25 protein-coding genes and 1 pseudogene are annotated in these 23,971 nt (G+C 60.5%); 17 read left to right on the top strand and 9 right to left on the bottom strand.

Annotated features, from left to right (window positions below; genetic code table 11):
* Positions 1-3: 3 nt before the first annotated feature.
* A complete protein-coding gene (gene pimA / locus BLV09_RS15795; RefSeq protein WP_146687987.1) occupies positions 4-1,656 on the bottom strand; it encodes a dicarboxylate--CoA ligase PimA in 1,653 nt (550 codons plus the stop codon).
* A 629-nt stretch (positions 1,657-2,285) separates the two neighbouring features.
* Between pimA and BLV09_RS15790 the strand changes: the two genes are divergently transcribed.
* On the top strand, positions 2,286-2,735 hold the full coding sequence (locus tag BLV09_RS15790; protein WP_100383369.1) for a MarR family winged helix-turn-helix transcriptional regulator: 450 nt from the start codon (positions 2,286-2,288) through the stop codon (positions 2,733-2,735).
* 3 nt (positions 2,736-2,738) lie between these two features.
* The gene (locus tag BLV09_RS15785; protein WP_146687986.1) at positions 2,739-3,221 is read left to right on the top strand and encodes a PaaI family thioesterase; all 483 of its coding nucleotides are present in this window, start codon (positions 2,739-2,741) and stop codon (positions 3,219-3,221) included.
* A gap of 377 nt (positions 3,222-3,598) precedes the next feature.
* Here BLV09_RS15785 and BLV09_RS15775 read toward each other — a convergent pair whose 3' ends face one another.
* Positions 3,599-4,066 (bottom strand): MarR family winged helix-turn-helix transcriptional regulator, encoded by a 468-nt coding sequence (locus BLV09_RS15775; RefSeq protein ID WP_146687985.1) that lies wholly within the window; start codon positions 4,064-4,066, stop codon positions 3,599-3,601.
* A gap of 434 nt (positions 4,067-4,500) precedes the next feature.
* On the opposite strand from BLV09_RS15775, the gene BLV09_RS15770 reads away from it, so the two are divergent.
* The 10 genes from BLV09_RS15770 (at position 4,501) to BLV09_RS15725 (ending at position 15,084) form a co-directional block, all read left to right on the top strand.
* Positions 4,501-6,741, top strand: a complete 2,241-nt coding sequence (locus BLV09_RS15770) for a xanthine dehydrogenase family protein molybdopterin-binding subunit (protein WP_244549106.1) — start codon at positions 4,501-4,503, stop codon at positions 6,739-6,741.
* Between the two features lie 4 nt (positions 6,742-6,745).
* A complete protein-coding gene (locus tag BLV09_RS15765) occupies positions 6,746-7,195 on the top strand; it encodes a CoxG family protein (protein ID WP_146687983.1) in 450 nt (149 codons plus the stop codon).
* Between the two features lie 2 nt (positions 7,196-7,197).
* Entirely contained in the window at positions 7,198-8,070 is an 873-nt protein-coding gene (locus BLV09_RS15760; RefSeq protein ID WP_146687982.1) for an FAD binding domain-containing protein, read from the top strand.
* Positions 8,067-8,597, top strand: a complete 531-nt coding sequence (locus tag BLV09_RS15755) for a (2Fe-2S)-binding protein (RefSeq protein WP_100383364.1) — start codon at positions 8,067-8,069, stop codon at positions 8,595-8,597. The genes BLV09_RS15760 and BLV09_RS15755 overlap by 4 nt, the downstream gene beginning before the upstream one ends.
* Entirely contained in the window at positions 8,594-9,835 is a 1,242-nt protein-coding gene (locus BLV09_RS15750; protein ID WP_100383363.1) for an FAD-dependent monooxygenase, read from the top strand. The genes BLV09_RS15755 and BLV09_RS15750 overlap by 4 nt, the downstream gene beginning before the upstream one ends.
* Positions 9,832-10,548: an isochorismatase family protein gene (locus BLV09_RS15745; RefSeq protein ID WP_100383362.1), complete on the top strand. Its 717-nt coding sequence runs from the start codon at positions 9,832-9,834 to the stop codon at positions 10,546-10,548. The genes BLV09_RS15750 and BLV09_RS15745 overlap by 4 nt, the downstream gene beginning before the upstream one ends.
* Positions 10,545-11,435, top strand: coding sequence for an alpha/beta fold hydrolase (locus tag BLV09_RS15740; RefSeq protein WP_146687981.1), 891 nt, complete (start codon positions 10,545-10,547; stop codon positions 11,433-11,435). Before BLV09_RS15745 ends, BLV09_RS15740 begins: the two co-directional genes overlap by 4 nt.
* Positions 11,416-12,468, top strand: coding sequence for a leucyl aminopeptidase (locus BLV09_RS15735; protein ID WP_100383360.1), 1,053 nt, complete (start codon positions 11,416-11,418; stop codon positions 12,466-12,468). The genes BLV09_RS15740 and BLV09_RS15735 overlap by 20 nt, the downstream gene beginning before the upstream one ends.
* A 110-nt stretch (positions 12,469-12,578) precedes the next feature.
* Complete coding sequence (locus BLV09_RS15730) at positions 12,579-13,928, top strand: MFS transporter (protein ID WP_146687980.1); 1,350 nt, start codon at positions 12,579-12,581, stop codon at positions 13,926-13,928.
* Between the two features lie 418 nt (positions 13,929-14,346).
* Positions 14,347-15,084, top strand: a complete 738-nt coding sequence (locus BLV09_RS15725) for a phospholipase effector Tle1 domain-containing protein (protein WP_146687979.1) — start codon at positions 14,347-14,349, stop codon at positions 15,082-15,084.
* A 403-nt stretch (positions 15,085-15,487) separates the two neighbouring features.
* Here the strand turns inward: BLV09_RS15725 and BLV09_RS15720 are convergent.
* Positions 15,488-15,769 (bottom strand): annotated as a pseudogene (locus BLV09_RS15720) (SOS response-associated peptidase family protein); the annotation flags it as partial.
* A gap of 160 nt (positions 15,770-15,929) precedes the next feature.
* Here BLV09_RS15720 and BLV09_RS38105 point away from each other — a divergent pair.
* Both BLV09_RS38105 and BLV09_RS38100 read left to right on the top strand, forming a co-directional pair.
* Positions 15,930-16,550: a zinc ribbon domain-containing protein gene (locus BLV09_RS38105; RefSeq protein ID WP_244549105.1), complete on the top strand. Its 621-nt coding sequence runs from the start codon at positions 15,930-15,932 to the stop codon at positions 16,548-16,550.
* A 183-nt stretch (positions 16,551-16,733) separates the two neighbouring features.
* Positions 16,734-17,075 carry a hypothetical protein gene (locus BLV09_RS38100; RefSeq protein ID WP_244549104.1) on the top strand — a complete coding sequence of 114 codons (342 nt, stop codon included), beginning with the start codon at positions 16,734-16,736 and terminating at the stop codon, positions 17,073-17,075.
* A 99-nt stretch (positions 17,076-17,174) separates the two neighbouring features.
* On the opposite strand, the gene BLV09_RS38485 is transcribed toward BLV09_RS38100, so the two are convergent.
* The 5 genes from BLV09_RS38485 to BLV09_RS15700 all read right to left on the bottom strand — a co-directional run bounded on the left by BLV09_RS38485 (position 17,175) and on the right by BLV09_RS15700 (position 19,829).
* Positions 17,175-17,309: a hypothetical protein gene (locus tag BLV09_RS38485; protein ID WP_283806851.1), complete on the bottom strand. Its 135-nt coding sequence runs from the start codon at positions 17,307-17,309 to the stop codon at positions 17,175-17,177.
* A gap of 12 nt (positions 17,310-17,321) precedes the next feature.
* On the bottom strand, positions 17,322-17,480 hold the full coding sequence (locus BLV09_RS37745) for a hypothetical protein (protein WP_197685049.1): 159 nt from the start codon (positions 17,478-17,480) through the stop codon (positions 17,322-17,324).
* Positions 17,481-17,502: 22 nt separating this feature from the next.
* On the bottom strand, positions 17,503-17,757 hold the full coding sequence (locus BLV09_RS37740) for a hypothetical protein (protein WP_197685048.1): 255 nt from the start codon (positions 17,755-17,757) through the stop codon (positions 17,503-17,505).
* Between the two features lie 467 nt (positions 17,758-18,224).
* Positions 18,225-19,031 carry an SDH family Clp fold serine proteinase gene (locus tag BLV09_RS15705; protein WP_244549103.1) on the bottom strand — a complete coding sequence of 269 codons (807 nt, stop codon included), beginning with the start codon at positions 19,029-19,031 and terminating at the stop codon, positions 18,225-18,227.
* Between the two features lie 57 nt (positions 19,032-19,088).
* Positions 19,089-19,829: a rhomboid family intramembrane serine protease gene (locus tag BLV09_RS15700; RefSeq protein WP_146687977.1), complete on the bottom strand. Its 741-nt coding sequence runs from the start codon at positions 19,827-19,829 to the stop codon at positions 19,089-19,091.
* Positions 19,830-20,051: 222 nt separating this feature from the next.
* On the opposite strand from BLV09_RS15700, the gene trxC reads away from it, so the two are divergent.
* The gene (gene trxC, locus BLV09_RS15695; protein WP_146687976.1) at positions 20,052-20,504 is read left to right on the top strand and encodes a thioredoxin TrxC; all 453 of its coding nucleotides are present in this window, start codon (positions 20,052-20,054) and stop codon (positions 20,502-20,504) included.
* Between the two features lie 25 nt (positions 20,505-20,529).
* On the opposite strand, the gene BLV09_RS38800 is transcribed toward trxC, so the two are convergent.
* On the bottom strand, positions 20,530-20,760 hold the full coding sequence (locus BLV09_RS38800) for a DUF2188 domain-containing protein (RefSeq protein ID WP_167558749.1): 231 nt from the start codon (positions 20,758-20,760) through the stop codon (positions 20,530-20,532).
* A 259-nt stretch (positions 20,761-21,019) separates the two neighbouring features.
* Between BLV09_RS38800 and BLV09_RS15685 the strand changes: the two genes are divergently transcribed.
* Entirely contained in the window at positions 21,020-21,835 is an 816-nt protein-coding gene (locus BLV09_RS15685) for a universal stress protein (RefSeq protein WP_146687974.1), read from the top strand.
* A gap of 24 nt (positions 21,836-21,859) precedes the next feature.
* Positions 21,860-23,683: an FAD-dependent oxidoreductase gene (locus BLV09_RS15680; RefSeq protein ID WP_146687973.1), complete on the top strand. Its 1,824-nt coding sequence runs from the start codon at positions 21,860-21,862 to the stop codon at positions 23,681-23,683.
* The last annotated feature ends 288 nt before the right edge of the window (positions 23,684-23,971 follow it).

The raw sequence follows: 23,971 nt of genomic DNA, 5'->3' as shown, positions 1-23,971 counted from the left end.
AGTTTAAGCAGAACGAGATGAGAGTTGATCGCGCAGCGCTTGCCGAGACAGCTTGCCGACATTGGTGCGGGGCAGCTCGTCGATGAACTCGAGCGCCGCCGGCAATTCGTGCTTGCCGATCTTGCCGGTCAGGAAGGCGCGCAGGTCGTCGATGCTGAAGCGCGCAGCGTCCGGCCGAAGCGTGATATAGGCCTTGGCAGCCTCTCCGCGATATTCATCGGGAATGCCGATGACCAGCACCTCCTTGACGTCGGGGTGGGTGTAGATCGCCTGTTCGATCAACTGCGGATAGACGTTGAACCCACCCGAGATGATGAGATCCTTCTTGCGATCGACGAGATAGAACCAGCCATCCGCATCCATGTAGCCGATGTCGCCGGTGAGGAAGCGATCGCCGATGAACCATTCGGATCGCCCTTCGTCCCGGTTCCAGTAGCCACGCGTTACGTTCGGCCCACGGATGCGCAATTCGCCGACCTCGCCGATGGACAAGACTCGATGCGGGTCGTCATGCGCCACGATGTCGATCTCGATGCCCGGCAGCATCAGCCCGATCGAGCCGGGCCTGTCTGGCCCGTTCGACGGATGTGTCGTGCCGGGTGACGCGGTTTCCGTCATGCCCCAGCCGCTCCGCAGCCGGAGGCCGGTCTTACGCTCGAAGATCGCGGCCACCTCGACCGGAAGCGGCGCCCCGCCGGAACCGCAATAGGCCAGCGACGACAGATCGCGGCGGTCCAGATCGGGCAGGCTAATGATGGCGATCCACATGGTCGGCACGCCCGGAAACACCGTCGCACGCTTGACCTCGATATCCCGCATGATCTCCTCGAGATCGAAACGCTGATGCAGGGAAATCAGATCGCCGTAACGCAGCCGCTTCATCAGGATGAGCGTCAAGGCATAGATATGGAACAGTGGAAGCGCACAGATGACGCGCTCAGCAACATTCCGCTTTGCCCGGAATGATCGCGTCCAGACTTCCCGGATCGAGACCGCCGCGGTCAGATTGCGATGCGTAAGCATCGCACCTTTCGGCAGACCGGTCGTCCCCCCGGTATATTGAAGCAGCGCCACGTCGTCCAGTTCGACGGCCGGCCAGATCACGGGGAGCTGAGCCTCAGCGATGAATTCGGCATAGGTGACGATCGCAGGCCGCTTGTCGTAGGACGCCAGCTTATTCTTCGCCTCGCCCCATGCCTCATCTTCGCAGACGATGATGCGGTCGATGATGCCGGCCTCGAGAAATTCGAGCGCTCGGGGAAAAATCGACGACAGGTTGCTGGTCACGACCAGACGGGCGCCGCTATCGGTCAGCTTGTGCTTCAGCGTGATCTCGCCGTCGAGCGGACTGAGATGCACAATGCGCGCGCCGGCCTTGAGCGCGCCGAAGAAGTTGATCGGATGATCGGGCGTGTTGCCGAGAAAGAGCCCGATGGTAGTGTCGCGTGCGAGGCCGTCCCGCAGATAAGCGGCCGCAGCCTGTGCGACCTTTGCGTTCAGTTCCCGATAGCTGATCTGACGATCGCGAAATTCAATCGCCGCGCGATCGCCGAATTTGCGCGCCGATTCCTCCAGCAACGCCGGCACCAGACCGACTTCGATCGGTTCGTCCCAGCGGACATCTTCTGGATAGAATTTCTCGCCTGCATATTGCACTGATGTTCTCCGTGGAGCGTCACCCCGGCAATGCCGAGTGATGGAAATGGGAATGTCGCGCTAAGCCTGTTTTGTAACAGCAGCTCTTCTTCGCCACAGCGTGGCAACGGTTGGGCCAACGACCGCCACGACACACAATGCGGACAATGTCGCGCTGATCGGCCGGCTCACGAAGATCGACAGATCGCCGCCGCTGAGAAAGAGCGACGGACAGCGATGTGTCCATCCGGGCGAGCTTGCGAACAACGCGCGTTAGGCCTCCCAAGGGTGCCAATTGAGTTACCTCTCCAGACATTACGTCGGACGATATTTTGCCAATCACTCGTATGCAAGCGCTAAACTTGTTCGCGAGCATACACCTTGCAAGCAAGTGCATTCACGGTGTATCGTCCTGAATGCACTGGCTGTCAGCCAATGTGCTTGGTTCGTGCCGGCGGGCATACGCTGATCCATATGGCACTGCCGTGGCTTGCCCGCTGCGGCCGCTATGGCTCCCACGAGACTTGCGGAAGACTGCGAAGGCTTCATCCCGAGCCCTCGTCGATACTGGTTTTGGCTGACGCCCTCTGTTCAGAGGACGCAAAGCCGCTCAAGACTGAAGGCACCGCGTGACACAGACTGCTCAAAAAATGATCCAACCCGTGACTGCCGCGGACGAGCCAGAGCGTTACGTACTCGACGACCAGCCGGGATTTTTGCTACGCGTGGCCTTGAAAACGCATACTGCGTTCCTCACGGCAAAGATGATCGAGAGTCTGACCGCGCCGCAATTCTCGACTCTCGCGAAACTGCTCGAGGTTGGACCTTGCTCGCAAAACCATCTTGGCCGCCTCATCCACTATGATTCCGCGACCATCACCGGGGTGATCAATCGATTGAAGACCCGGGGCTTCATCGAAAGCATCGTCGACCCCCTCGATCGCCGCCGCATGGCGATCGACCTGACTGACTTAGGCCGGACGGTGGCAGCCGACGCCATCGCGGCGATCAGGGAAATTTCACGGGAGACGTTCTCGCTTCTTTCGGCGGCGGAGCACGCGGCGCTGACGATGTTGCTGAAAAAAGTGATCCGCAGATAGCCGTTGCCGGCATCCTTCCTCGAACAGAAACAACAGGCCAGCTCCTTGACGACGGACAGACAGATGGAGATGTCTCTGGATCAACTCCAGGCACGACTTTCTCGCAATCACATGGCCGCCTGGATGCAGCTCTCAGTCGTGTCCGCCGCGGCCGGCCAGATCATATTGTCTGCTCCGTGGCGCGAGGAATTCATTTCGAATCCGGACCATCGCTTCCTTCACGGCGGCATTCTTGCGACGCTGTTGGACACCGCGGGGTCTTACGCCGTGGCGACCTTGCTCGGGCGGCCAGCTCAGACGGTCGACATGCGCGTGGATTTTCTGCGGCCAGCCTTTGAAGCCGCACTGACTGTCGAAGCCAGAGTTTTTCACTACGGACGTAATTTGGCGACCGTCGACGCGTCGGTGCTCAATCCTCAGCACACAGCGCTCGCAGCCGGCCGGATGGTCTTTCTCACTGCGGATCACCGCTCAACTCAGACATAGTGCTTGCGGAAGCCTAGAAGCGCGGTTTCAACAGAGCGTTGATGATCCACAGGAAGCCATCCGTATCGTCGATCTGCATCTGATGGCCCGCAGTCTCCAGCCACCGCATCCCGATGGATGGAAGTAGTCTGCGGATCTCCTTCTCGTCTTCCGGTCCGATGACCTCCCTCGCCCGGCGATGACCAACGCGGTCCGCACGGTGAGATTAGCTAGATCGAAATGAATGTCGTCATTGTGGAACCCCTTGTGCGCTTCGATCACCGCCCTTTCGTCGCAGGTGTGCAGGCTCAATCGCGGGGTCATTTTGTCTTAGTCCGCTGATACGATTGACCACGAATTCGGCTCATCGACGATCACAAATGTGGACCGGAACCGGCTCAGCGGCGTATGATTTTCTTGAGGATTTCGGTAAGTGTTCGAAATTCTTCCCGGGTCAAGGGAGCGAACGTCTCGCTTGAAATCTCACCGACAGCTTCGATTGCGGTGTCCGCTACTCGTCTGCCCTTGTCGGTTAAATCGATCTCCCGCCGTCGTGGATCTAAAGGATCCTCGGAACTCTTTATAAGGCCGCGTAATTTGAGACGACTAATAACGCCGGTAATGGTGGCTGAGTCGTAGTGTATCAGGCGTCCCAAATGGTTTTGAGAACAAGGTCCGACCTCCCTCAATTTCGCCAGCGTTGAGAATTGGGGCGCCGTTAATTCTTCAATCATCTTCGCGGCAAAAATGGCCGTGTGAGTACGGAGCGCGACGCGCAACAAGAAGCCCGGTGCGTCATCCAGCCTGTATGACAGTACAGCTTCTTTCGGCTTTTCCACGGAGCGCCGCTTCGTTTTCGTTTGCACGACTTTCGTCCCCTTGCGGTACGTTGCCACAACTCATTTGAGAAAAGTTTGACTGATCGGTTCCGGAGTCCTCGGCGCCGATCATTTGTCTACATTCGTTGAACTCAGGAATCCATCTTTGTTGGTCGGAGACCGGCTTTATCGTCCCACCGCCGGGCTGAGGTGATCCGGCACTAGCTGCCCTTTTTCCGGCCCCTCGGTCGTCTGGGTGCCCGAAATCTACAGCCTTGAGAACTGAAACCCGTGCGGCGGTCAACATTTGGCCGCAAGCCGTTTGTCGGAGCGCTGCCCTCAAGTTACGGCGCAGGGCACACCATATTAGATGTGCACGAGCACAGCGCTTGCATACGAGTAATAACTGTCATAATGTCCGCAGATCGCCTAGGGAGGCACCACAGGTACCATCGGTTTCACGGATGTCGGCAACTTACAACATGAGTTCCGTTCGACCCGACCTGATCGAGAAGGTCACTGGGCGCGCCGAATACATCACCGACCTAACGGTCCCGGATATGCTGCACGGCTTTGTGGTTCGCTCGCCGGCCGTTCATGCCCGCATCGTTTCGATCGACACGAGCGCCGCCCGTTCGATGGACGGCGTCGTGGACGTGCTTATCGGCGAGGATGTCGCCTCGTTCGGCTGCTGGGGCGTCGTGCTCAAAGACCGGCCGATCATCGCCGTCGACCGCGTGCGCTATGTAGGCGAGCCGGTTGCCATCGTGATCGCGGAGACGATTGAGATCGCGGAGAATGCCGCCGAGCTGGTCGATGTCGGTTACGAGGAGCTTCCGCGGGCAGCGACTATACAGAAAGCCATGGCGGACGGCGCGCCGCTGATCCACGAACACCACGAAAATCTTCAGGACTTCTATTTCAAGGGTGGCGCCAAGCCGACGCAAGGCAGCAACATCTTCCACACCTACCGCAACAATGTCGGCGACGTCGACGCCGCCGAGGCGGCCGCCGCCTACGTTCATGAGGATCACTTCACGTTTCCAGCCATCTCTCACTTTGCGATGGAGCCGCACACGGTCATCGCGGACTTCAAGGGCGATTCCCTCACGGTCTGGGCCGGTGCGCAGACGCCGACCGCGGTTCAAAAGGTGCTGTCGCGCCTGTTCGGTCTGCAGTTGGCCAAGGTCCGCGTGATCGTCCCTTTCGTCGGCGGTGGCTTCGGCGGCAAGGCCTCGGTGAAGATCGAGCCGCTGGTTGCGGGAGCTTCGTGGAAGGTGCAGCGCCCTGTCCGCGTGGCCCAATCCATTTCCGATTCGATGCTGACCTGCCGAAGGCTAGGGGCCGAGGTCACGATTCGCACGGCCGTGGACGCAAAGGGGCGAATCCTCGCCAAGAGCGCCAAACTGCTACTCGATGGCGGCGCCTATTCCGACACGGGCTCGGCTGTCGCTACCAAATCAGCCAATCGCATCATCGGCCCCTATGCGGTGCCGAACCTGCGCCTCGAGGCCTCGGCCGTTTACACCAATACCGTGCCCGGTGCCGCCTTCCGTTCAATCGGCGGGCCGCAGGCTGTCTGGGCCAAAGAATCCCATATGGACAATGTCGCTGCGGCCATCGGCATGGATCCGGCCGAGTTCCGGTTGAAGAACCTCGCGGCCCGTGGCGAGCGCACGCGGCCCGATCTGCGTGCGCTCGACATGGACATGAGTGAGCTGATGGGCCGTGTGACCCAGTCGTTCGCATCGGAGTCGCAAGCTTCGAACCGGCGGTCTCGCGGAATGGCGGTCGCCGCGACCGATCCGGCGAACACGCCGATCGCCAACGCGATCGTCCGTCTCAAGATCGATGGATCGATCCTGGTTTCGGTCTCCAGCATCGAAGTCGGCCAGGGCGCGCATGCAACCATGGCCCGGATCGCCGCGCAGACGCTGAAGCAGCCGTTTTCCGCAGTCAGCACGTTGCGCACCGATACGGCCGTCGCCCCTTACGACTGGGGCACGGGCGCGAGCCGATCGACCGTCGTGGTTGGCCTGTCCGTCGAGAACGCGGCGCTCGATGCCGCCGATCAGATCCTCGACATGGTTGTGGATGTCTGGGAGCTGCCCAAAGAGAGTCTGTCGCTCGTTGACGGTGGCGTCTCTACCGGGTCCGAGGTTCTGACCTTCCATCAGATTTTCCACCGCACGCTGGGCGTCGACTCCGGGGAGGTCGTCGGGCGTGGCGCGATCACACCGCGCTCGAAGAAAGGTGCGCTGGCCGAGTCACCGCTGTTCTGGGAAACGTCCGCTGGCCTCGCGGAAATCGTCGTCGATGAGGACACCGGCGAGATTCACGTGCCTCGCTACGCGAGCGCCGCCGACGTCGGGCGCGTGATCGATCGCGTCGCCGCCGAAGGGCAGGACGAGGGCGCCGCCGCCATGGGCTTCGGACACGCGCTCTACGAACAGCTGGAATTCGAGGACGGTCAGCCCGTCAACGCGACGCCGATCGACTACACGATCCCGCGCATTTCGGACGTGCCGCCGGTGTTCGACACCATCCTGGTCGAGAATGGCGACGGGCCGGGCCCGGGCGGCGCCAAAGGAATGGGTGAAGGAGCAATCCTGCCCGTCGCGCCGGCGATCGCCAATGCGCTGTTCTCGGCCTACGGCATCCGAATTACCGATCTCCCGATGACGCCCGAAAAGGTATGGCGCGCCTTGCAGAAGAGAAAGTGAATTGATGGAATTCAATATGTCAATGGTGGTGCCGGCGAGTCCAGAGGATCTCTGGAAGACGTTGATCGACGTGCCCAGCATCTCGTCCTGCATTCCCGGATGCGAGAACGTCGAAGAGATCGCGCGGCTGGAATCCTACAAGGCGACGGTCAAGCAGAAGATCGGTCCTTTCAAGGTCGAAGTGCCGGCCGAGATCCTTGTCGAGTCGGTGACGGAGCCGTCTCACGTCCGCACTCGTGCCACGGGCCGCGACAAATTCACCGGGACCAGGCTCGCGGTCATCCTGGACGTCAGCGTGATCCCGGAAGACTCGGGCTCCAAGCTGACCGTCGACGCGAAGGTCGACATCCAGGGACGCCTGGCGACCATGGGGCTCGGCGTCATCAAACGCCGCGTTGACCAGAATTTCGAGGAATTCGAGACGCGGCTCAAGAGCCTTCTGGGCGCCACCTGATCATGCTGCCGACACCCTTCGAATTTGAGAGGGCATCCACCATCGCCGACGCCGTCAGTGCAGTCGGGCAGGAGGGCGACGGCATGTTCTATTCCGGCGGCACCGAATTGCTGCTGGCGATGAAGATGCGTGTCATCCATACCGAGCGGCTTGTCGACATCAAGGGAATCCCCGGTCTCGACCGCATCGTCCTGAACGATGCGAACGAGCTGGAAATCGGCTCCCGGTGTACGCACAAGAAGATCGCGGGCGATTCCGTCATTCGCGAACACGTGCCGGCGCTGGCTTCGCTCTGTGCCAACGTGGCGAACGTCCGGGTCCGCAGCGTCGGAACAATCGGCGGCAATCTGTGCTTCGGCGAGCCGCATGCGGATCCGCCAACGATGCTCGGGGCGCTGGATGCGCGGCTGGTGCTTCAAGGTCCGAACGGCACCCGCTCTGTTCACGCCGATGATTTCATCCGCAGCGAGCTGGAAACGGTGCGCGAACCGGACGAATTGATGATGGTCATCGTGTTTCCGCGTCCAACCGGCCCCGTTACCTATCGCCGGTTCAAGCATGGCGAACGGCCCTCCGTAAATGTCGGAATGGCCTGGTCGATGGAGGCCGGTGCTCATTCGATCAAATCCGCGCGTGTGCGCGTTGGCGCCCTCGGATCGAGGCCGCAGCCCCTGAAAGCTGTCGAAGGCGTGCTGAAGGGACTGCCCGTCCATGACGCGCACAGGGCGATCCAGTCCGTGCTTGCGGAGGCGTTGGACGAGCTCGACGTCAATGAGGACCGGCACGGCAGTGCGGACTACAAGCGGCATTTAGCAGGCGTTCTGCTGCTGCGAAACGCCGAAGAGGCGGTCGCGATGCGGGGGCGCGCCAAATGACGAATGTGCAGCCTATTTCGTTCTCGTTGAACGGACAGCCGGTCGAGATGGAGATTCCCGCCCATACGCTGTTGATTGATCTCATCCGAGATCGCATCGGCCTGAAGGGCACCAAGCGGTCCTGCGATATGGAAGTGTGCGGCGCCTGCACCATGCTCCTCGATGGCGACCCGATTTCGAGCTGCACGACGCTCGCCGTCGATGTCGATGGGAAGGAGATCACGACCATCGAGGGCGTCACGCCACCCAATGGCCTCTCGCGGATCCAGAAAGCGTTCGTGCTCCACGGCGGCCTTCAATGCGGCTTCTGCACGCCCGGCTTCATCATGGCGGTCACCGCGCTGCTTAAGGCGAATCCGCATCCGACCGACGAGGAAATTCGCCACTACCTGCACGGCAATCTTTGCCGTTGTACCGGATACATCAAGATTTTCGAGGCCGTAAAGAGCCTTGCCGCCGAGCAGGTTTCCGAGGACGCCGCCTTACCCGCCGCGCGACAGCGCAATTTTCGTTTGGAGATATCATGAGCATTGCAAAGGTCAGTAAATCAAGCGTCCTCATTGCCGGCGCAGGCATTGGTGGCTTGGCGATGGCGCTGTCGCTGCTTCGTCGCGGCATCGATTGTGACGTATTCGAGCAAGCGTCCGAGCTGCGCGAGGTGGGAGCTGGCCTTTGGGTCTCCATGAACGGAGTGCGTGTTCTCAGGGACCTTGGCCTCACCGAGCAGGTAGAGCAGAACTGCATTGCCGCCGAGCGACGCTCAATCAGGCTCTGGAACACCGGCGACCGGTGGCCCCTCTACAATCGCAACTCCGACGCAGCGCGTAATCAGCCCTATCTGCTGCTCCGCGCTCACCTGCTAAAGATTCTCGTTGACGGCGTGCGCCAGTTGAAGCCGGGCGCTATTCATCTGAACGCCCACGTTGTCGGGTTTAGTCAGGACGACGAAAGGGTTCAGGCCAAGCTCGGAGACGGCTCCGAAGTCGAGGGGCGCGCGCTGATCGGCGCCGACGGTGCTCACTCAAAGGTCCGTCTTGGCCTCATTGGCGATGTCGAGAGCCATTACACCAAGGCTATCGCCTGGCGTGGCCTCGTGCCGGTCGACCGCCTTGCACCGCATCAGCGCGAACCCGAGGTGGCAACATGGATTGGGCCCACCGCGCATGTCACGGCCTACCCGGTCCGCTGGCAGAACACGGTGATGATGACCTTTTCGGGCCAGGTCGACCATAACGATTGGCTTCTCGAATCGTGGTCGGAGAGTGGTTCGGTCGAGGAATGCCTAAAGGACTTCGAAGGTTGGCATCCGGACATCGTCGACTTGGTCAAGAACGTCGATACCCTGAATAAATGGGGCCTGTTCGTGCGGCCGTCGCTGGCTACGTGGTCGAAGGGGCGCGTTACCCTGCTCGGTGACGCCTGTCATTCGATGCTGCCGTACCTCGGGCAGGGCGTGAACATGGCGCTGGAGGATGCATCAGTCCTCGCCCGTTGCTTCGATGAGAATCCTGACGACGTCGCGGCGGTATTCGAGACATATCAGGGTCTCCGGCTCGATCGCACTAGCAAGGTCGTGAAGTCGGCGGCCGGCATGCTGCCGATCTTCCATAACAAAGCGTTGTGCAAGCCGGAGACGGCGGGTGACTACATCAAGACGCAGTGGTCATCGGAAGCAACAGCCGCACGCTACGACTGGATCTACCAGTACGATGCGACCACCATTCCTCTTCACTCCGCCGATGAACATAACTGGAGCGAGCAATGACTGCCGTAAAGCAGCCGTGGGATGATGTACTGCCTCTGGAAGAGCGCGAGACGTATGCGCTCGCAGGGCTGGGTGGTGCGGCTGGATTTGGCAAACGACCTGCACTTCTAGTCATCGATGTGCAGTACCGCTCGGTCGGCGACAGGCCGATGCCGATCCGCGAGGCGATCAAGCAATATCCCACCAGCTGCGGCGAAGCCGGTTGGCATGCCATCGCACATATCGCCGAATTGACGCGATTATTTCGCGAGAAGAACTGGCCGGTGATCTTCCCGCATGTCGCGCGGAAGGTGAACCAGGATCGGGGCGCGTTCTCGGCGAAGATCCCGGGTATCATGCGGATCCCGCCCGAGGGTTATGATTTCGTCCGCGAGGTGGCGCCGAAGCCCGGCGAGTTGCTCCTGCCGAAGACACAAGCAAGCGCGTTCTTCGGTACTCCGCTTGCGACGTATCTGATAGGTGCCGGCGTCGATTCGCTGGTAGTGACAGGTTGCACGACCAGTGGTTGCGTGCGGGCTTCGGTCGTGGATGCGTGCGCGCTGAACTTCAAATCACTTGTGCCGAGCGACGCGGTCTACGACCGCTCGCCCACGTCACACGCTGTCAACCTGTTTGATATCGCCAGCAAGTACGCAGACGTGGTGCCGACGGAAGTGGCAATCGAGCGCCTTCGTCCGCTGTCGGAGTTCCGTACAGAGGATCAGCTGACGTGAGCCGCGCCCCAGCATCCGGATTTTTGTATGGGGCACATGTGCGCGCCAACGGCATCCGTCAGCACTATCTGCGTTTCGGCGGAACGGGACCCGCTATCGTAATTGTGCCGGGCATATCGACCACTGCGGCGCAATGGGCTTTCATCGCGGAGCGCTTGTGCATCGGATACGACGTATACGTGCTCGATGTCCGCGGCCGCGGCCTGTCCGAAAGTGGCCCGCACCTCAATTACTCTCTCGACGCGTGTGCATCCGATCTCGTCTCGTTCGCCGAAGCGCTCGGACTTGGTCCGTACACACTGATGGGCCACTCAATGGGCGGCCGCATCGGAATACGTGCTGCACGCTGGCGGCCATCGTCTGTTGAACAGCTGATATTGATCGATCCACCGGTCTCTGGTCCGGGACGCCGGGCCTACCCGATTCCGATCGAACCCCTTCTCAAATTGCTTCATAGCGCAAAGCTTGGCGAGATCGACGCATTGCTGCGAAGCCCTTCCGCGCCTCGGTGGCCTGAGCAGCACATCCGCACCAGGGCGGAGTGGATGCATACCTGCGACGAGCGCGCGCTCGTCGAAGGTCACAAGGGCTTTCATCACGATGACATTCATCGTGACCTTGCCCAACTCAGCGTTCCCACATCGCTCATCGTCGCGGGACGGGGCGACGTCATTCGACCCGAAGATCAAAGGGAAATTCTCCGATTGCTGCCGTCGATCGTAGTTAAGACGTTGGAAAGCGCGGGTCATCAGATGCAGATCGACGATACGGAGGGCTTTCTTTCGATCGTTCAAGAACTTCTAACGCGACCCCGCGATCGGTTGGACGGCGGTGTACCCACCCTTGATAAACAGGAGATCGGCAAAGATGTCTCGACAACGCGTTGATGTTGAAATGCTTGAGCTGTTCAAGGCCGAGCTTGCGCTATGTAAAGTGAAGGAGGGCGAAGTCGTCGCAGTCTTGAGCGGTGGCGAGGATCAACCGGAATATGCCCAGACGTTCATGTTGGCCGCGCAAAGCCTCGGCGCAACAACCTTTCATCTCAACGTCCCCAAATACGGTCAAAGCAAAGTTGCCGGCCTGCAGGGTCGCCATGCGCTCACCGGCAACCAGCCGGCGATCGATACGCTCAAACGCGTGGATATGGTGATCGATCTTCTGGGTCTGCTGTTCTCCCGCGAGCAAGCCGAAATACAGGAAGCCGGCACGCGCATTTTGCGGGTGATGGAGCCGTTCCACATTCTCAAGAAGATGTTCCCGACAGAAGATCTGCGTCGTCGAACTGAGCTCTCGCGAAGTCTGCTGCAGTCCGCCAGCAAAATGCGAATCACATCGCCCGGCGGAACAGACGTAACCTATGGCCTGAAGCAATATCCGGTCATTTCCGAATACGGCTATACGGACGAGCCGGGGCGTTGGGATCACTTCCCATCTGGGTTTGCTTTCACGCAGGCCACGGATGGCGATGTCAACGGCACGGTCGTTCTGATGCCTGGCGACATCCTCTGCGCCTTCAAGCGCTACATCCAATCGCCGGTCACGCTCACTGTAAAGGATGGTTACATCGTCGACCTCAAGGGCGAGGGTACCGACGCGCTCCTCATCAAAAACTATATCGACAGTTTCGGCGATCCGCGCGGGTGGGCGATCTCGCATATCGGCTGGGGTTCGAACGAACGCGCCACCTGGCACCACATTGCCGCCTCCCAGCAACTCTCGTCCGAACACATCATGAATGCCCTTTCCTTCTACGGGAATGTCCTGTTCTCGACAGGCCCGAATACGGAGCTTGGAGGCACGAACGACACGCCTTGTCATCTCGACATCCCGCTTCGGGACTGCAGCCTTTGGCTCGACGATCTGCATATCCTCGATAGAGGTGAATTTGCTTATCCAGAGTTGAAAGCGCCCGGCCACTAGCCTCGCGCATCAAGCCAGACGGCCTGGAGTCGCATTGGAGACTCCCAATCACGCGGCAAGCGTTTCGGCAACGTCCATCACCTCCGGTCCTTTCAATGGAAACACATCCTATGTCTACAACCTTCTCAAGTTCGGAAGACTATACCGCGGGGCAGCGGTACTCGATCATGCTCTCAGCCATGTTGGGTTACATACTCGATTTCTACGACGTTCTGATATTCCCGTTTCTCTTGCCCGCAATTCAACGGTCGATGTCGCTCTCGCTGACGGAAGTTGGTTCGCTGCAAGCCCTTACATTGTTCGGATCGGCGATCGGCGGAGCGCTATTTGGCATCATTGGCGATCGACTTGGTCGAAAGACCTCGCTTCAGCTGACAATCGCATTGTTCTCGGTTGCCGCTATCATTTCGGCGTTCGCGTGGAATTTCTGGTCTCTTGCCTTGTTGCGGCTCATAACCGGCATCGGTCTTGGCGGCGAGTACGGCGTTGGCATGGTGCTCTTCAACGAGGCTTGGAAAAAGAGCAGCCGCGGCTTTGGCGCGGCCGCCCTTCAAGGCTGTGCAGTGATCGCATCTTCCACGGCTTCAATCGTCGGCATCTGGCTGATTGCGACGTTTAGCGACGAATGGAGCTGGCGAATCGGCTTGCTAACTGGCGGCGTACCCATTCTGCTCATTATTTTTATCCGCTTCTTCATGCCTGAATCGAAGATCTGGCTAGAGTATGAAGCTCAACGGAAGGCCGGCCGAGTCACTGCAGAAGCCCGCACACTTCCCCTCGCAGATCTATTCCGCAACGGGCTTGCACGGCAGACCGTCATCGCCTTTGTGTGGCTGATGAGCTACATGCTCTGCTACTACAGCATCGTCTCCTTCATTCCGACCCTGTTGCTGCGGGACATGCACACCCCTGGTGATGTCGTTCGCACGACCGCCGTGTTGCTCTCCGTAGTCAGCGGCATCTGTTATCTCGCGAATGGCTTCTTCAATGATAGGGCTGGCCGCCGCTTCGGAGCTCTTGTACCCGCGCTGTTTTGGGTCGGGTCTTTGGTCGGTATGGCCGTGTGGGGCAGCCAGCTCTACGCCGGATCGAAGATCGAGTGGCCGATGTTTTGGCTCTATATCGTCTTCGGCATAGGCAACGTTGCTCTGGGCGTGACCGGTGTCTGGATCTCAGAGCTCTATCCGGTCAACCTACGGGCAACCGCGGTGTCGTCGTTCTATATGGGCGGTCGGGGGCTTGGCAGTATTTCGCCCGTGATTGTGCCTCTTGCGGCCGCCCACTTCGGCGGAAGCCTGCTCAACGGTATGGTGGCCGTGGCCCTTCCCGCCGCGACCGTCTTCATTATCGCCTCTCTTTTGCTTCCCGAGACCCTCGGTCGCGATCTGTCCGTAAAGGGGTTTAAGGTCGACACGGAAACGAAAGCTGCAATGACGGCTGCTTCGGTATCGGGCACTTGACCCCGGTGGAACCATGCTTGACCGGCGAGATGAAGGTTGTCGACCTGCTCATCTCGTCGGTGCATGCGTAGGAAAGGAGTTGGCGCTCCGTCGTCCGATCCTGGTCAAAGATGCCTGGTCCAGACTCTCTGACATCGGCGTCTTCGTCGTACCGCAAGGTTGATCAGGCGACGTGTGAGCGTTCAACGGCCATTGTGAGAGATAACCTACCCCCGCTTTGAATGCGGTGAGCCGCTGGCCCGCGGCGCCGTAAGTGTTGTCCGATTTGTAGCGGCTGTAAGGAAACCTAACCGATTACTCGTATACAAGCAATGATCTATGTGCCTGTGCCCCGCCAGGCTATTGCCTTGGAGACGTTCCTTGAAACTACTCAATAACCTGCCGTACTCCCAAGATCAGCATTCTGGTTGCGATCTCGATGCTGGGGCTCTTCTCAGCTGGATTGCTTGCAGGCTACACGGTACGGTGCTTGGGCGCGGTGCTCGGCCTATGCGGTGTGCCCACCAGAATGCCCGATTGGTCCCCACTGCGGCGCGACGTCGGCACCACCACCGGCACCGCGCGCGAGGCTGTGAAGCGCGTATATCAGCATGTCAGTTCGCCGAAGGACACGGCCTATCTTCCGCAGAGGGACGCGCTCGCCCTGCGCTTTCGCCGGCGGTATGGATGCGACGCCGATGGCGTCGCCAACGCGATACCGTTTTTCATCGGAGTGTTCGATACGGTCGCATCGCTGGGCAGCTACCTGCTATCAGGCGTGTTGATCATCAGTACGGGGCTTGCCGTCTTGGCGGCAAGTTTCCTGCAGTCCTTCTTCTTATTTCCGTTTCTGCCGACGTTCCTTTGGTCGGTTGCCGCCGCTGCTGTGGCAGGCTACGTGGCCACGCATCTCAAGTACGCAACCGGTCTGGAGGGTTACTCCGTCATGCAGACGCTCCACTTGGTGGCGCCGAAGATGAAATTTTACGACCTTCATCTCAATAATGCCGTCCGGTATGCGCGCCACGCCATGTCGATCGACGAGAATCGCGCCGACTTCGCGCGCGTTCCGTGGGGCGGATCGCACAACAAGGGGCCGGCGCGGCCCGAGGAGTATCCCGACTGGCTGCAGCAGGTTTGGTTCGCCGGCAATCACTCGGACGTCGGCGGCAGCTAGAGGACATCGGTAGTAACCGGGGCTATGAATCCACCAGCAAGACGGGCGGCGACAAGCGGAAGAGTAAGGATTTCACGTCCAACGTTTCCCTGGCGTGCAGCCGCTAGACGCTGCATGCGTATCGCCAATGGCCCGTGTACGACGAGGGTGGAGCGGGCGATCATCGAGCCAAATCCTGTAGCAGTTCATCGGCCAGGCTCTCTTCGGCGATCGCAAGACCGTGGGTTCGCATCGTTGCGGTCAACCGAGCGACGGCTTGTTGACGTGCAGCGATCCGCTCGTGCAGGAGTTCGTCTGCCGAGGTGACTTTTTGCTCCGCACGTGCGCGTTCCTCGCCCGCGCTGCGCGCACTCTCTCCCTTTTTCTTTAAATCAGTTTCGCTGAGCTCGAGCGCGGTCCGGGTGACGCCGCGGGCGACGATCCGAAGTATCTCGTCCGGACGCGGCCGCTGGAGCTTCAGGGCCTCGTCTGGAGGAGCCGTCATCCAGGTCTCGACCTCGTCTGGCTTCGTGAGGATCACCGGCATCGCCTTGGGATGGATAGTGCCGACCTCGGCGTTCGGCTCCGTTGTGAGGAACGCGTAGAGGTCGTTGGTCGTCTCACCTTCCTTGACCTTCCGAACGGACGTCCAGTTAGTCCAGATGCCGGCGAAGCAGGCGAGGGGACCGGTCTCATCGAGCGCGAAGAGTCGTGTCGCCACAGGATATGATGCAGCAGCAGGGGTGATCCAACCTAGCAGCCGTCGTAAGGTGCGAGCCGAATGGCTGGCGCTAATCCCGGGCGTCCATGAGGGTTACGTCAGCTGGGAGCGGTCGGAGGCAATCCGCAAGATGGTGAGCGACAACATGCCCACAGGCCGACATCACGGAGCGCCGAAGCACGGCGACGCTTTGCTCGCCGGCCTTGTCCGCTGCCGGCGTTGTGGACGCAAGCTGACGGTCCGCTACACAGGCGCCAAGCATAACATTCCGCGCTATTCCTGCTGGCGGGGTTCGCTCGACAATGGCGAGCCACGCGGCATCGCGTTCGGAGGATTGCGTGTCGACGATGCCATCGAGGAAGCTCTTCTGCGGCTTGTCGAACCGGCAGCGATAGCTGCGGCCGTCGAGGCCGAAGCACAAGCGGCCAGCCGCCGCGATCAGGTTCGTGAGGCGCTGGTGCGCGACCTCGAGGCGGCGCGCTACAGCGCCGATCGGGCATTCCGGCAGTATGACGCCATCGATCCGCAGAACCGGCTGATCGCGGTGGAACTGGAGTTGCGATGGAACAGCGCGCTCACACGTGTAGGCGAGATCGAGACCAGGATTGCCGCGCATGATGCCTCGACATCGGAACCATCACTGTCGCCAGTACACGTCGCCGTGCTGGCCGCTCATCTCAAGGCTGTCTGGTCGGCGCCGCCGACCGACGTGAGGCTCAAGAAGCGAATCGTGCGGACCGTCAACCACGAGGTCCGATATCGATGACGAAGCGTCAGAGATCGTTCTCCTGACCATTGGATCGGCGGCGTTCATACCGAACTGCGCCTGCCGAGGCGTCGCCGCGGACAGCGCAACAGCATTTCCGCCGACACGCTCGCCGCCGTCCGCCAACTGGTTCTCATCGCCAATGATGATCTGATCGCCGGCATCCTCGACCGGAACGGCCTGGTGACCGGCCACGGCAATCGCTGGACTCGGGAGCGGGTCAGCGCGCTCAGGTCGCATCATAAGATCCCGATCTTTCGGCCGGTGCCGGATGGGAACGAGCCATGGCTTAATCTGAACGAGGCGGCGGGTTTGCTCGGCATTGCACCGAAGACGCTCGGGCTCGCCGCCGAAGCGGGCGAGATCGAAGGGGATCATCCTCTGCCGGATGGTCCGTGGATCTTCAGCCGATCAACGCTCGGCGAACCGGCGGCTCAGCGCGTCGTTCATCGCGCGAGGCAGAACCTACATCACCCCACGGGATCGCATCCAGATCAGCAAAACCCCTTCTCTTCAATCGCATAGACAGATGGGTGTTATGAAACAGGATTGTAATAGCGTGCGTACGATTGCAGAATCTGGCGCAGATGCACCTCGCCCAAGACAATGATGTGGTCGACACATTTACGCCGGATCGATCCGTTCGGCAAAGCCGTTCTGCCAGGGCGAGGCTGGTGCGGTAGGCTTGTCCCGAATGGCCATGGCGCGCAGTCGACGTGTGACGACGGCACCATAGATCCGATCGCGATCGCGGATCATGTAGTGGGAGTCTCATCCCAGGGAAATGCTTCCGTGATCTGGCGTGTCAACCCATTCGGCCGTCGGATTTGCTGTGAGGTTGATCAAGACCTGGTTCCTGCGGTCTAGCCGGACGATGAGCAAGGCATAGAGCAGGTCGAAGCGAATGGTCGGGACAACGAACAGGTCCATGGCGGCAATGTCTGGCGCGTGGTTATGCAAGAAGGTTCGCCATCCCCTGGCTGGGTGGCGCCCGCCGCTTGACCATGTACTTGGCGACGCTCGACTGCGCGATCTCAAACCCGAGCTTGAGCAGTTCCCCGTGGATGCGCGGCGCGCCCCAAAGCGGATTCTCCATGTTCATCCGCCGGATCAATCCGCGCAGCTCGGTGTCGATCTGCGGCCGCCCTCCCTGTGGGCGCGACTTCCACCGCCAGTAGCAGCGAAAGCCGGCCCTATGCCAACGCACGAGCGTCTCGGGCCGGATGATGGCTACGCCTCAAGACATTCAACTGATGTCGAAGCACCGCGTTCTCAGCTTCAAGCAACTTCGACTTGAATGGCGAGGCCAGGACGGCCAGAGCGAAACAGAGCAGCCCGATCATTCCGCCAGCTTAGGCGATTTCATCACGTCATCAACTCGGATGAGGTTTTCGGTACACACAACCCGTGCGCCGGTCGCATTCTCCGATCCAGGATCGCTAGTTCGCGGACTTCTTCAACACAATCGGCGCAAAACGGCCGTTTGCATACTCAGCGGTTATGGAATCGACTCGACCCATACGGAATGAGTAGAACTATCCAGTCTCCAACTGACAAACGGGACTCGGAAAAGCGGTTTGCGGTTCCGAATTCAGGCAGGAAAGGGCCGAAGGCCCCGATCGCGCGGCAGGCAAAATCCCGTGAAAGCCGCTCATCCGAACGTCTTCGAAACATCTAGCCGGCGCTGCTCTCACGCAGCTTTCGCCGCTCCACCGGCAGATATTCTACGCCGCCGCTGTTCTGCATGCGAACGGGTTGCGGGTAGAGCGTCAGCAGTTGAAGGACGTCATCCGGCATATCGGTACTGATTGACAATCCGAGCGACTTACCAGTCGACGCCCATATCGGATAATCGTGCGTCCACGTACCGGTTGAAAGTTTTTCTGCGAGTGCTGTGGCCTGTTCCGCGGGCAGGCGGCGGGTCAACAGCTCGCTTGCCGCTTGCTTGACTTGCGTAATGGCCTTGCGTCCGACATCGGCCATAATCAGCGTACGATCGTCGATTTTCGCCACAGGCTTCTCTTCGACGACCTTGATCAGCGAGGCTGCCGGCGACTCTCCTAGTTGCGGATCGATCGGACCCAACACGGAATGCTCGCACATGACGATTTCGTCGGCTGCGAGCGCGATCAGCGTGCCGCCGGACATGGCGTAGTGGGGCACAAACACCGTAACCCTGGCCTTGTGCTCACGAACCGCCTTGGCGATTTGCAGCGCTGCTAGTACGAGACCCCCCGGGGTGTGGAGGACGAGGTCGAGCGGTACATCGGGATCCGTCATCTGGATAGCGCGCAGAACCTCTTCGGAATCGTTGATGTCGATGTAACGCGCAATCGGGAAACCAAGCAAGCGCATGGTCTCTTGCCGGTGTACCAGCAGGATCACCCGGGATTTTCGATCTCGTTCGAGTTGCGAGATTTTGCGCACCCGCATGGCCTCGAGCATCTTCTGCCGCAACATCGGCTGGATCGCCGAGAACATGAAGAACAACCAGAACAGGTCACCGATCGACATGGGACTCTCCTTTGGCATGAAATCTCATATTCGTCCCTGGGTATCAAAGCCGAGCACGCCTTCGTCCGGGTAGTAGGCTCGGTAGCGCTGTTCGGACCGGACCAGCAAAGGAGCAAGTGCGAACCCTGCGATAAACCCTCCGACATGGGCCCACCACGCGACGTCTCCGCTGGCGGACGGCAGCAGGAGGGTCATCATCGACTGCAGAACCTGAATCAGAAACCAGAGGCTGATAAAGACATATGCGTAGACTTCGAAAAACAGCGGGATAAACAGGATCGGGACGACCACGACCACCCGCGCCATCGGAAACAGCCGCATGTAGCAGCCGAGAATGCCGGCGATTGCGCCGGAGGCGCCCAATGCGGGCACGATCGAAGTCGGGTTGAACATGACGTGCGCGACTGATGCGGCAAGGCCGCAAGCCAGATAGAACGCCAGATAGCGGGCATGACCCATCCGATCCTCGATGGTCGGACCGAACAGCCACAGCGTCCACATGTTCAAGATCAGATGGAGCCACCCGCCATGCAGAAACATCATGGAGAAGAAGGGCAGGATATCCGCGGCGCCCAGGTCGGTTTCCCCCGATGCAAAGGCCTCGGAATAACGCGCGGGAATCAGCGCGAATTGGCGCAAGAACAGCTCAAGCTCATCGGGGCCCAGGCTGTCCTGGAATAGAAACACCAGGCAATTGATGGCGATCAGCATCGAGGTGACCACCGGCGGGTAGCGGGACGGGACTGCGTTCCGGATCGGGATCATCTGCGCCTCTTCGACTGCATGTCACGGATTCCGGACAATATCTGGCGCTTTCAGCTTCGGGCTGACGGATCTTGCTGAGGTTCCCACATTGCGGTGAGAAGGCCCAAACCGGCCATGACGTCCGTCAATTTAACGACGGGCTTTCGAAAAAATTGATGCCGGTCAATGCGGTCTCCCGGGCGACGCATGATCCTGCAGCATCGAGCCTTGTGCGGAGTTCACATGACCACCGCGCTGCATATCGTCTGCCCGCACTGCGATGCGATCAACCGTTTACCGCGCGAACGGCTGCGCGACGGCGCCAAGTGCGGATCCTGTCACCGGCCGCTTTACGAAGGACGGCCGGCGGCGCTGGACAGCGTCGTCCGCTTCGACCGGCACGCAACGCACAGTGACATTCCGCTATTGGTTGATTTCTGGGCTATCTGGTGCGGTCCCTGCCGGACGATGGCGCCGATCTTCGAACAGGCGGCAACCCAACTCGAACCCGATTTGCGGCTGGTCAAGGTCGACAGCGACGCCGTACAGAAACTGCTGCGGCGGTTCTCCATCCAAAGCATACCGACGCTGATGCTCGTGCACCACGGCCGGGAGATTGCGCGCAAGTCCGGTGTCATGCCCCTGCCTCAACTGCTGGCATGGACCCGCGAGCATGTCGACGGCATGAAGGTGTAACAGGGCGTCGCCCGATTCCGCCGGATCATCGCCGGAACAATCTGGCGGCCCAGCTTTTTGCAAAACGCGTTTGGCTCGTTTTTCCGTCCGGGAGGTGGACGACGAGTTCGGCCTCGCGCTCTTGCGCGATCGCCTGCGCGACCCGTTCGGCGGCTTCTCGGCTGGGGTAGTGGCCGAATTCCTCCCCAATGTCGGCGCGTACAACCCAGTCGTCGAAGTTGTCGTCCGGGACAACGTGAATAGCAGCGGCAGCCATCGCTTGAGCTCCGCGAACAGCGACGATTGGCAGAGGATCGGAGACGGCGCCGTGACGAGCGTCAATTTCAGCGCCATTGAAAAATCCGGGAAGCTGACAGCCGTCAATGGGTGTCGGCTCCGTGCGCGGCACGATGGCGCTTGAGGATCCACAAGCCATGATCGCTATGGTGCAATCGAGTAAGGGGCCCACCAGCCATGTCATAGACACTGGCAGCGGTGTGTCCGCCTTTTCGATCTGCTGATGTAGGACGGCCCGGATGATCAAGGATATGATGGTTTGGTTGGACGGCGGCATTTCCGACGAAATTCGGCTGGCGGCTGTCGCCGACATAGCCCGATGGCTCGACGCTCAGGTGGTCATCGGCCTGTTTCTCAATGTATTGCCACTACCCGGTCGGATCGAGGGGGACGCCACGGCCGAGGTGATCGACCATGCGCGCGAGGCCGGCGATCTAAGCGAGGCGTTGCTGGTGAAGCGGCTGCAACAGCTTGAGCGCCTCGTAGAGATTCGGCGCTTCGATGTGCTGGCTGACGATATCGCCAGGATTGCCGCCCGCGAGGCGCGCTCCGCCGACTGCTTTGTGACTTTGCGTCCCAACGGCGCGATGGATCCCGAGCGGCTGATCGAGGGCGTTCTGTTCGGATCGGGCCGGCATCTCTATTTGGTCCCCGAGACAGAGCGGTCCAAGATCGCCTTCGATCGCATCCTCATCGCCTGGAACGGCAGCCGGGAGGCGGCGCGAGCCTTGGGCGAAAGCATGCCGTATCTGCACAAGGCGGAGGAGGTCGCGGTCGTGGTCGTGACCGGCGAGCGCCCAACCGAGGAAGAGGCGATCCTCGGTGTCGATGCGGTCAACTATCTCAAGCATCATGGAATCGACGCCGTCCTTCAACGGGTCAAGAGCCGCCGCAGCGAGGTCGGCGCCCGGTTGATGGCAGAAGCTGAACGGCGAAAGGCTGACCTTATCGTCATGGGCGGATACGGCCATCTCCGGCTGCGCGAGTGGTTGCTAGGCGGTGTGACCTACAATCTGCTGCACGAGGCGCCTGTTCCGCTCCTGATGGCTCATTAATCGATTTCGCGTCGGGGGCTTGAAATGTCGACGATCGATAACCGCAACGGGCAGATGTTTCCAAAGCTGACTCCGAATGAAATCGATCGGCTGCATCGTTTTGGGGAAGTCCGGCACTACGCCCCCGGCGAGGCGCTGTTCGTCACAGGAAGCGTCGCTCCCGGCATGTATGTGCTGATCAAGGGCTCGGTGCGCGTCACGCGTCGCGATCCCTTCGGGCACAGCGGCCCGATCGTGGAGCAGGGACCCGGTGACTTCGTCGCCGAAGTGGGGCAATTGTCAGGTCAGCCGGCGTTCGTCGACGTTCACGCGATCGATGATGTCGAAGCACTGTTGATTCCGCCGGAAAATCTGCGCGCCCTGATGATTGAAGAGCCCGAACTCGGCGAACGGATCATGCATGCACTGATCCTGCGTCGCGTCGCCCTGATCGAGGCCGGCACCGGAGGTCCGGTGCTAATTGGCGCCGAAAACAGTCCGGACGTCATTCGTCTGCAAGGCTTCCTGGCGCGTAATGCCTACCCGCATCAACTGCTCGACCCGGCACAGGACCAGGACGCAGCGAAACTGGTCGAGCAATATGCCCCGAATCCTTCGGACCTGCCGCTGGCAGTGTGTCCGAAGGGTACCATCCTGAAAAACCCGAACGAGACCGAATTGGCGCGCACACTCGGAATGGTCCCGATCGACGAACGCGATCGGACCTATGACGTCGCGGTCGTGGGCGCGGGACCGGCCGGCCTCTCCACCGCGGTCTATGCCGCGTCGGAGGGTCTCTCGGTCATCGTTTTCGACGCGCGCGCCTTCGGTGGACAGGCCGGAGCGAGTGCGCGTATCGAAAATTATCTCGGTTTCCCGGCCGGCATCTCCGGCCACGCGCTGACCGGCCGCGCCTACGTCCAGGCGCAGAAATTCGGCGCCAGGGTGATGATACCCAGCGAAGTGGTACGGCTCGACCCGACTGAAACGCCGCTTGGGCTTCATCTCACGGATGGCCGGCGCGTCAAGGCCGCGACCGTGGTCGTGGCGACCGGCGCGCGCTACCGCCGCCTTGGCGTTCCAAACCTCAGCGATTTCGAGGGGCGGGGAGTCTGGTACTGGGCTTCGCCGATCGAGGCGCGGCTTTGTCGTGATGAGGAAATCGTTCTGGTCGGGGGTGGCAACTCGGCGGGCCAGGCCGCGGTCTTCCTGCGCAGCTTCGCCAAAAAAATCTGGATGCTAGTGCGCGGTCCAAGTCTGGCGGAGAGCATGTCGCAATATCTCATCGACCGCATCAAGGCGATCGACAATATCGAGGTGTTGACCCAAACGGAAATCGTTGCCCTCTCTGGCAGCCGCGAGAAGCAACTGGAGCGCGTGCGCTGGCGCAACAATGTGACCGGCGCGGAGACGGAAAAGCCGATCCGCCATGTCTTTTGCTTCATCGGCGCGGAACCGGAAACGGGCTGGCTCAGGGATAGCGGGATCGCTCTGGACGGCAAGAATTTTGTCTTGACCGGCTCGGACGTTCCCTCCGACGCCCGCCCGTCGAACAACGGATCCGGCCGTCCGCTGCCGCTGGAAACCAGCGTACGTGGCGTGTTCGCCTCCGGCGATGTGCGGTCTGGATCAGTCAAGCGAGTCGGAGCCGCCATCGGCGAGGGGGCTGTCGTTGGGGCGGAATTGCACGTGGCTCGCGCAGATGGCGCGGCTGAATCGTCGGGCGACGCGGAAAAGGATTCGGGGACGGGGAGCGTGGGTGCGATGGGTATGCGGTTGAACCCGCACTGCGCGGCGGAGGGAGCGCATCAAAAGGCGGCCGCTGCGCTCAGTGGCGGGGTGGCGCCAGCCGACTCGGCAGCCGGTTAGGATAGAGGTAGATGATCGGCGTCGCCGCCCGCGCATACGATCGAGATTCGGATCGAGAAAATCGCTCAGCTCTTTCATAGTCTGGATCCTTTTCCGTCCCGCGAAAATTATCTCGACGACGATGTAGAGGAATTCATCGTCGGATGGGCGAGAGAGCTTCCGCCCGATAAGCCACTCAGGATCATTGTGCATCTGCCGGAGACAGAAGCTTCTACGCCGGAGGCTCACGAACTCGGTGCAGCTTTCGCTCAATATTTTGGCTATCGCGCCCGAGTCATCGGGCTCGAT

The sequence above is a fragment of the Bradyrhizobium canariense genome, from assembly GCF_900105125.1.
Classification (GTDB): domain Bacteria; phylum Pseudomonadota; class Alphaproteobacteria; order Rhizobiales; family Xanthobacteraceae; genus Bradyrhizobium; species Bradyrhizobium canariense_A.
The sequence above is the reverse complement of the archived record's forward strand: the minus strand, read 5'-3'. Positions and strand labels throughout refer to the sequence as shown.

Excerpts from the sequence above, each read along its gene's own strand:
- BLV09_RS15790 (WP_100383369.1), top strand. The coding sequence starts at position 2,286 with ATGATCCAACCCGTGACTGCCGCGGACGAGCCAGAGCGTTACGTACTC.
- BLV09_RS15770 (WP_244549106.1), top strand. The coding sequence starts at position 4,501 with ATGAGTTCCGTTCGACCCGACCTGATCGAGAAGGTCACTGGGCGCGCC.
- BLV09_RS15765 (WP_146687983.1), top strand. The coding sequence starts at position 6,746 with ATGGAATTCAATATGTCAATGGTGGTGCCGGCGAGTCCAGAGGATCTC.
- BLV09_RS15760 (WP_146687982.1), top strand. The coding sequence starts at position 7,198 with ATGCTGCCGACACCCTTCGAATTTGAGAGGGCATCCACCATCGCCGAC.
- BLV09_RS15755 (WP_100383364.1), top strand. The coding sequence starts at position 8,067 with ATGACGAATGTGCAGCCTATTTCGTTCTCGTTGAACGGACAGCCGGTC.
- BLV09_RS15750 (WP_100383363.1), top strand. The coding sequence starts at position 8,594 with ATGAGCATTGCAAAGGTCAGTAAATCAAGCGTCCTCATTGCCGGCGCA.
- BLV09_RS15745 (WP_100383362.1), top strand. The coding sequence starts at position 9,832 with ATGACTGCCGTAAAGCAGCCGTGGGATGATGTACTGCCTCTGGAAGAG.
- BLV09_RS15735 (WP_100383360.1), top strand. The coding sequence starts at position 11,416 with ATGTCTCGACAACGCGTTGATGTTGAAATGCTTGAGCTGTTCAAGGCC.
- BLV09_RS15730 (WP_146687980.1), top strand. The coding sequence starts at position 12,579 with ATGTCTACAACCTTCTCAAGTTCGGAAGACTATACCGCGGGGCAGCGG.
- BLV09_RS15725 (WP_146687979.1), top strand. The coding sequence starts at position 14,347 with ATGCTGGGGCTCTTCTCAGCTGGATTGCTTGCAGGCTACACGGTACGG.
- BLV09_RS38105 (WP_244549105.1), top strand. The coding sequence starts at position 15,930 with ATGCCCACAGGCCGACATCACGGAGCGCCGAAGCACGGCGACGCTTTG.
- BLV09_RS38485 (WP_283806851.1), bottom strand. The coding sequence starts at position 17,309 with ATGATCCGCGATCGCGATCGGATCTATGGTGCCGTCGTCACACGTCGA.
- BLV09_RS37745 (WP_197685049.1), bottom strand. The coding sequence starts at position 17,480 with ATGGACCTGTTCGTTGTCCCGACCATTCGCTTCGACCTGCTCTATGCC.
- BLV09_RS15705 (WP_244549103.1), bottom strand. The coding sequence starts at position 19,031 with ATGTTCTCGGCGATCCAGCCGATGTTGCGGCAGAAGATGCTCGAGGCC.
- BLV09_RS15700 (WP_146687977.1), bottom strand. The coding sequence starts at position 19,829 with ATGATCCCGATCCGGAACGCAGTCCCGTCCCGCTACCCGCCGGTGGTC.
- trxC (WP_146687976.1), top strand. The coding sequence starts at position 20,052 with ATGACCACCGCGCTGCATATCGTCTGCCCGCACTGCGATGCGATCAAC.
- BLV09_RS38800 (WP_167558749.1), bottom strand. The coding sequence starts at position 20,760 with ATGGCTGCCGCTGCTATTCACGTTGTCCCGGACGACAACTTCGACGAC.
- BLV09_RS15685 (WP_146687974.1), top strand. The coding sequence starts at position 21,020 with ATGATCAAGGATATGATGGTTTGGTTGGACGGCGGCATTTCCGACGAA.
- BLV09_RS15680 (WP_146687973.1), top strand. The coding sequence starts at position 21,860 with ATGTCGACGATCGATAACCGCAACGGGCAGATGTTTCCAAAGCTGACT.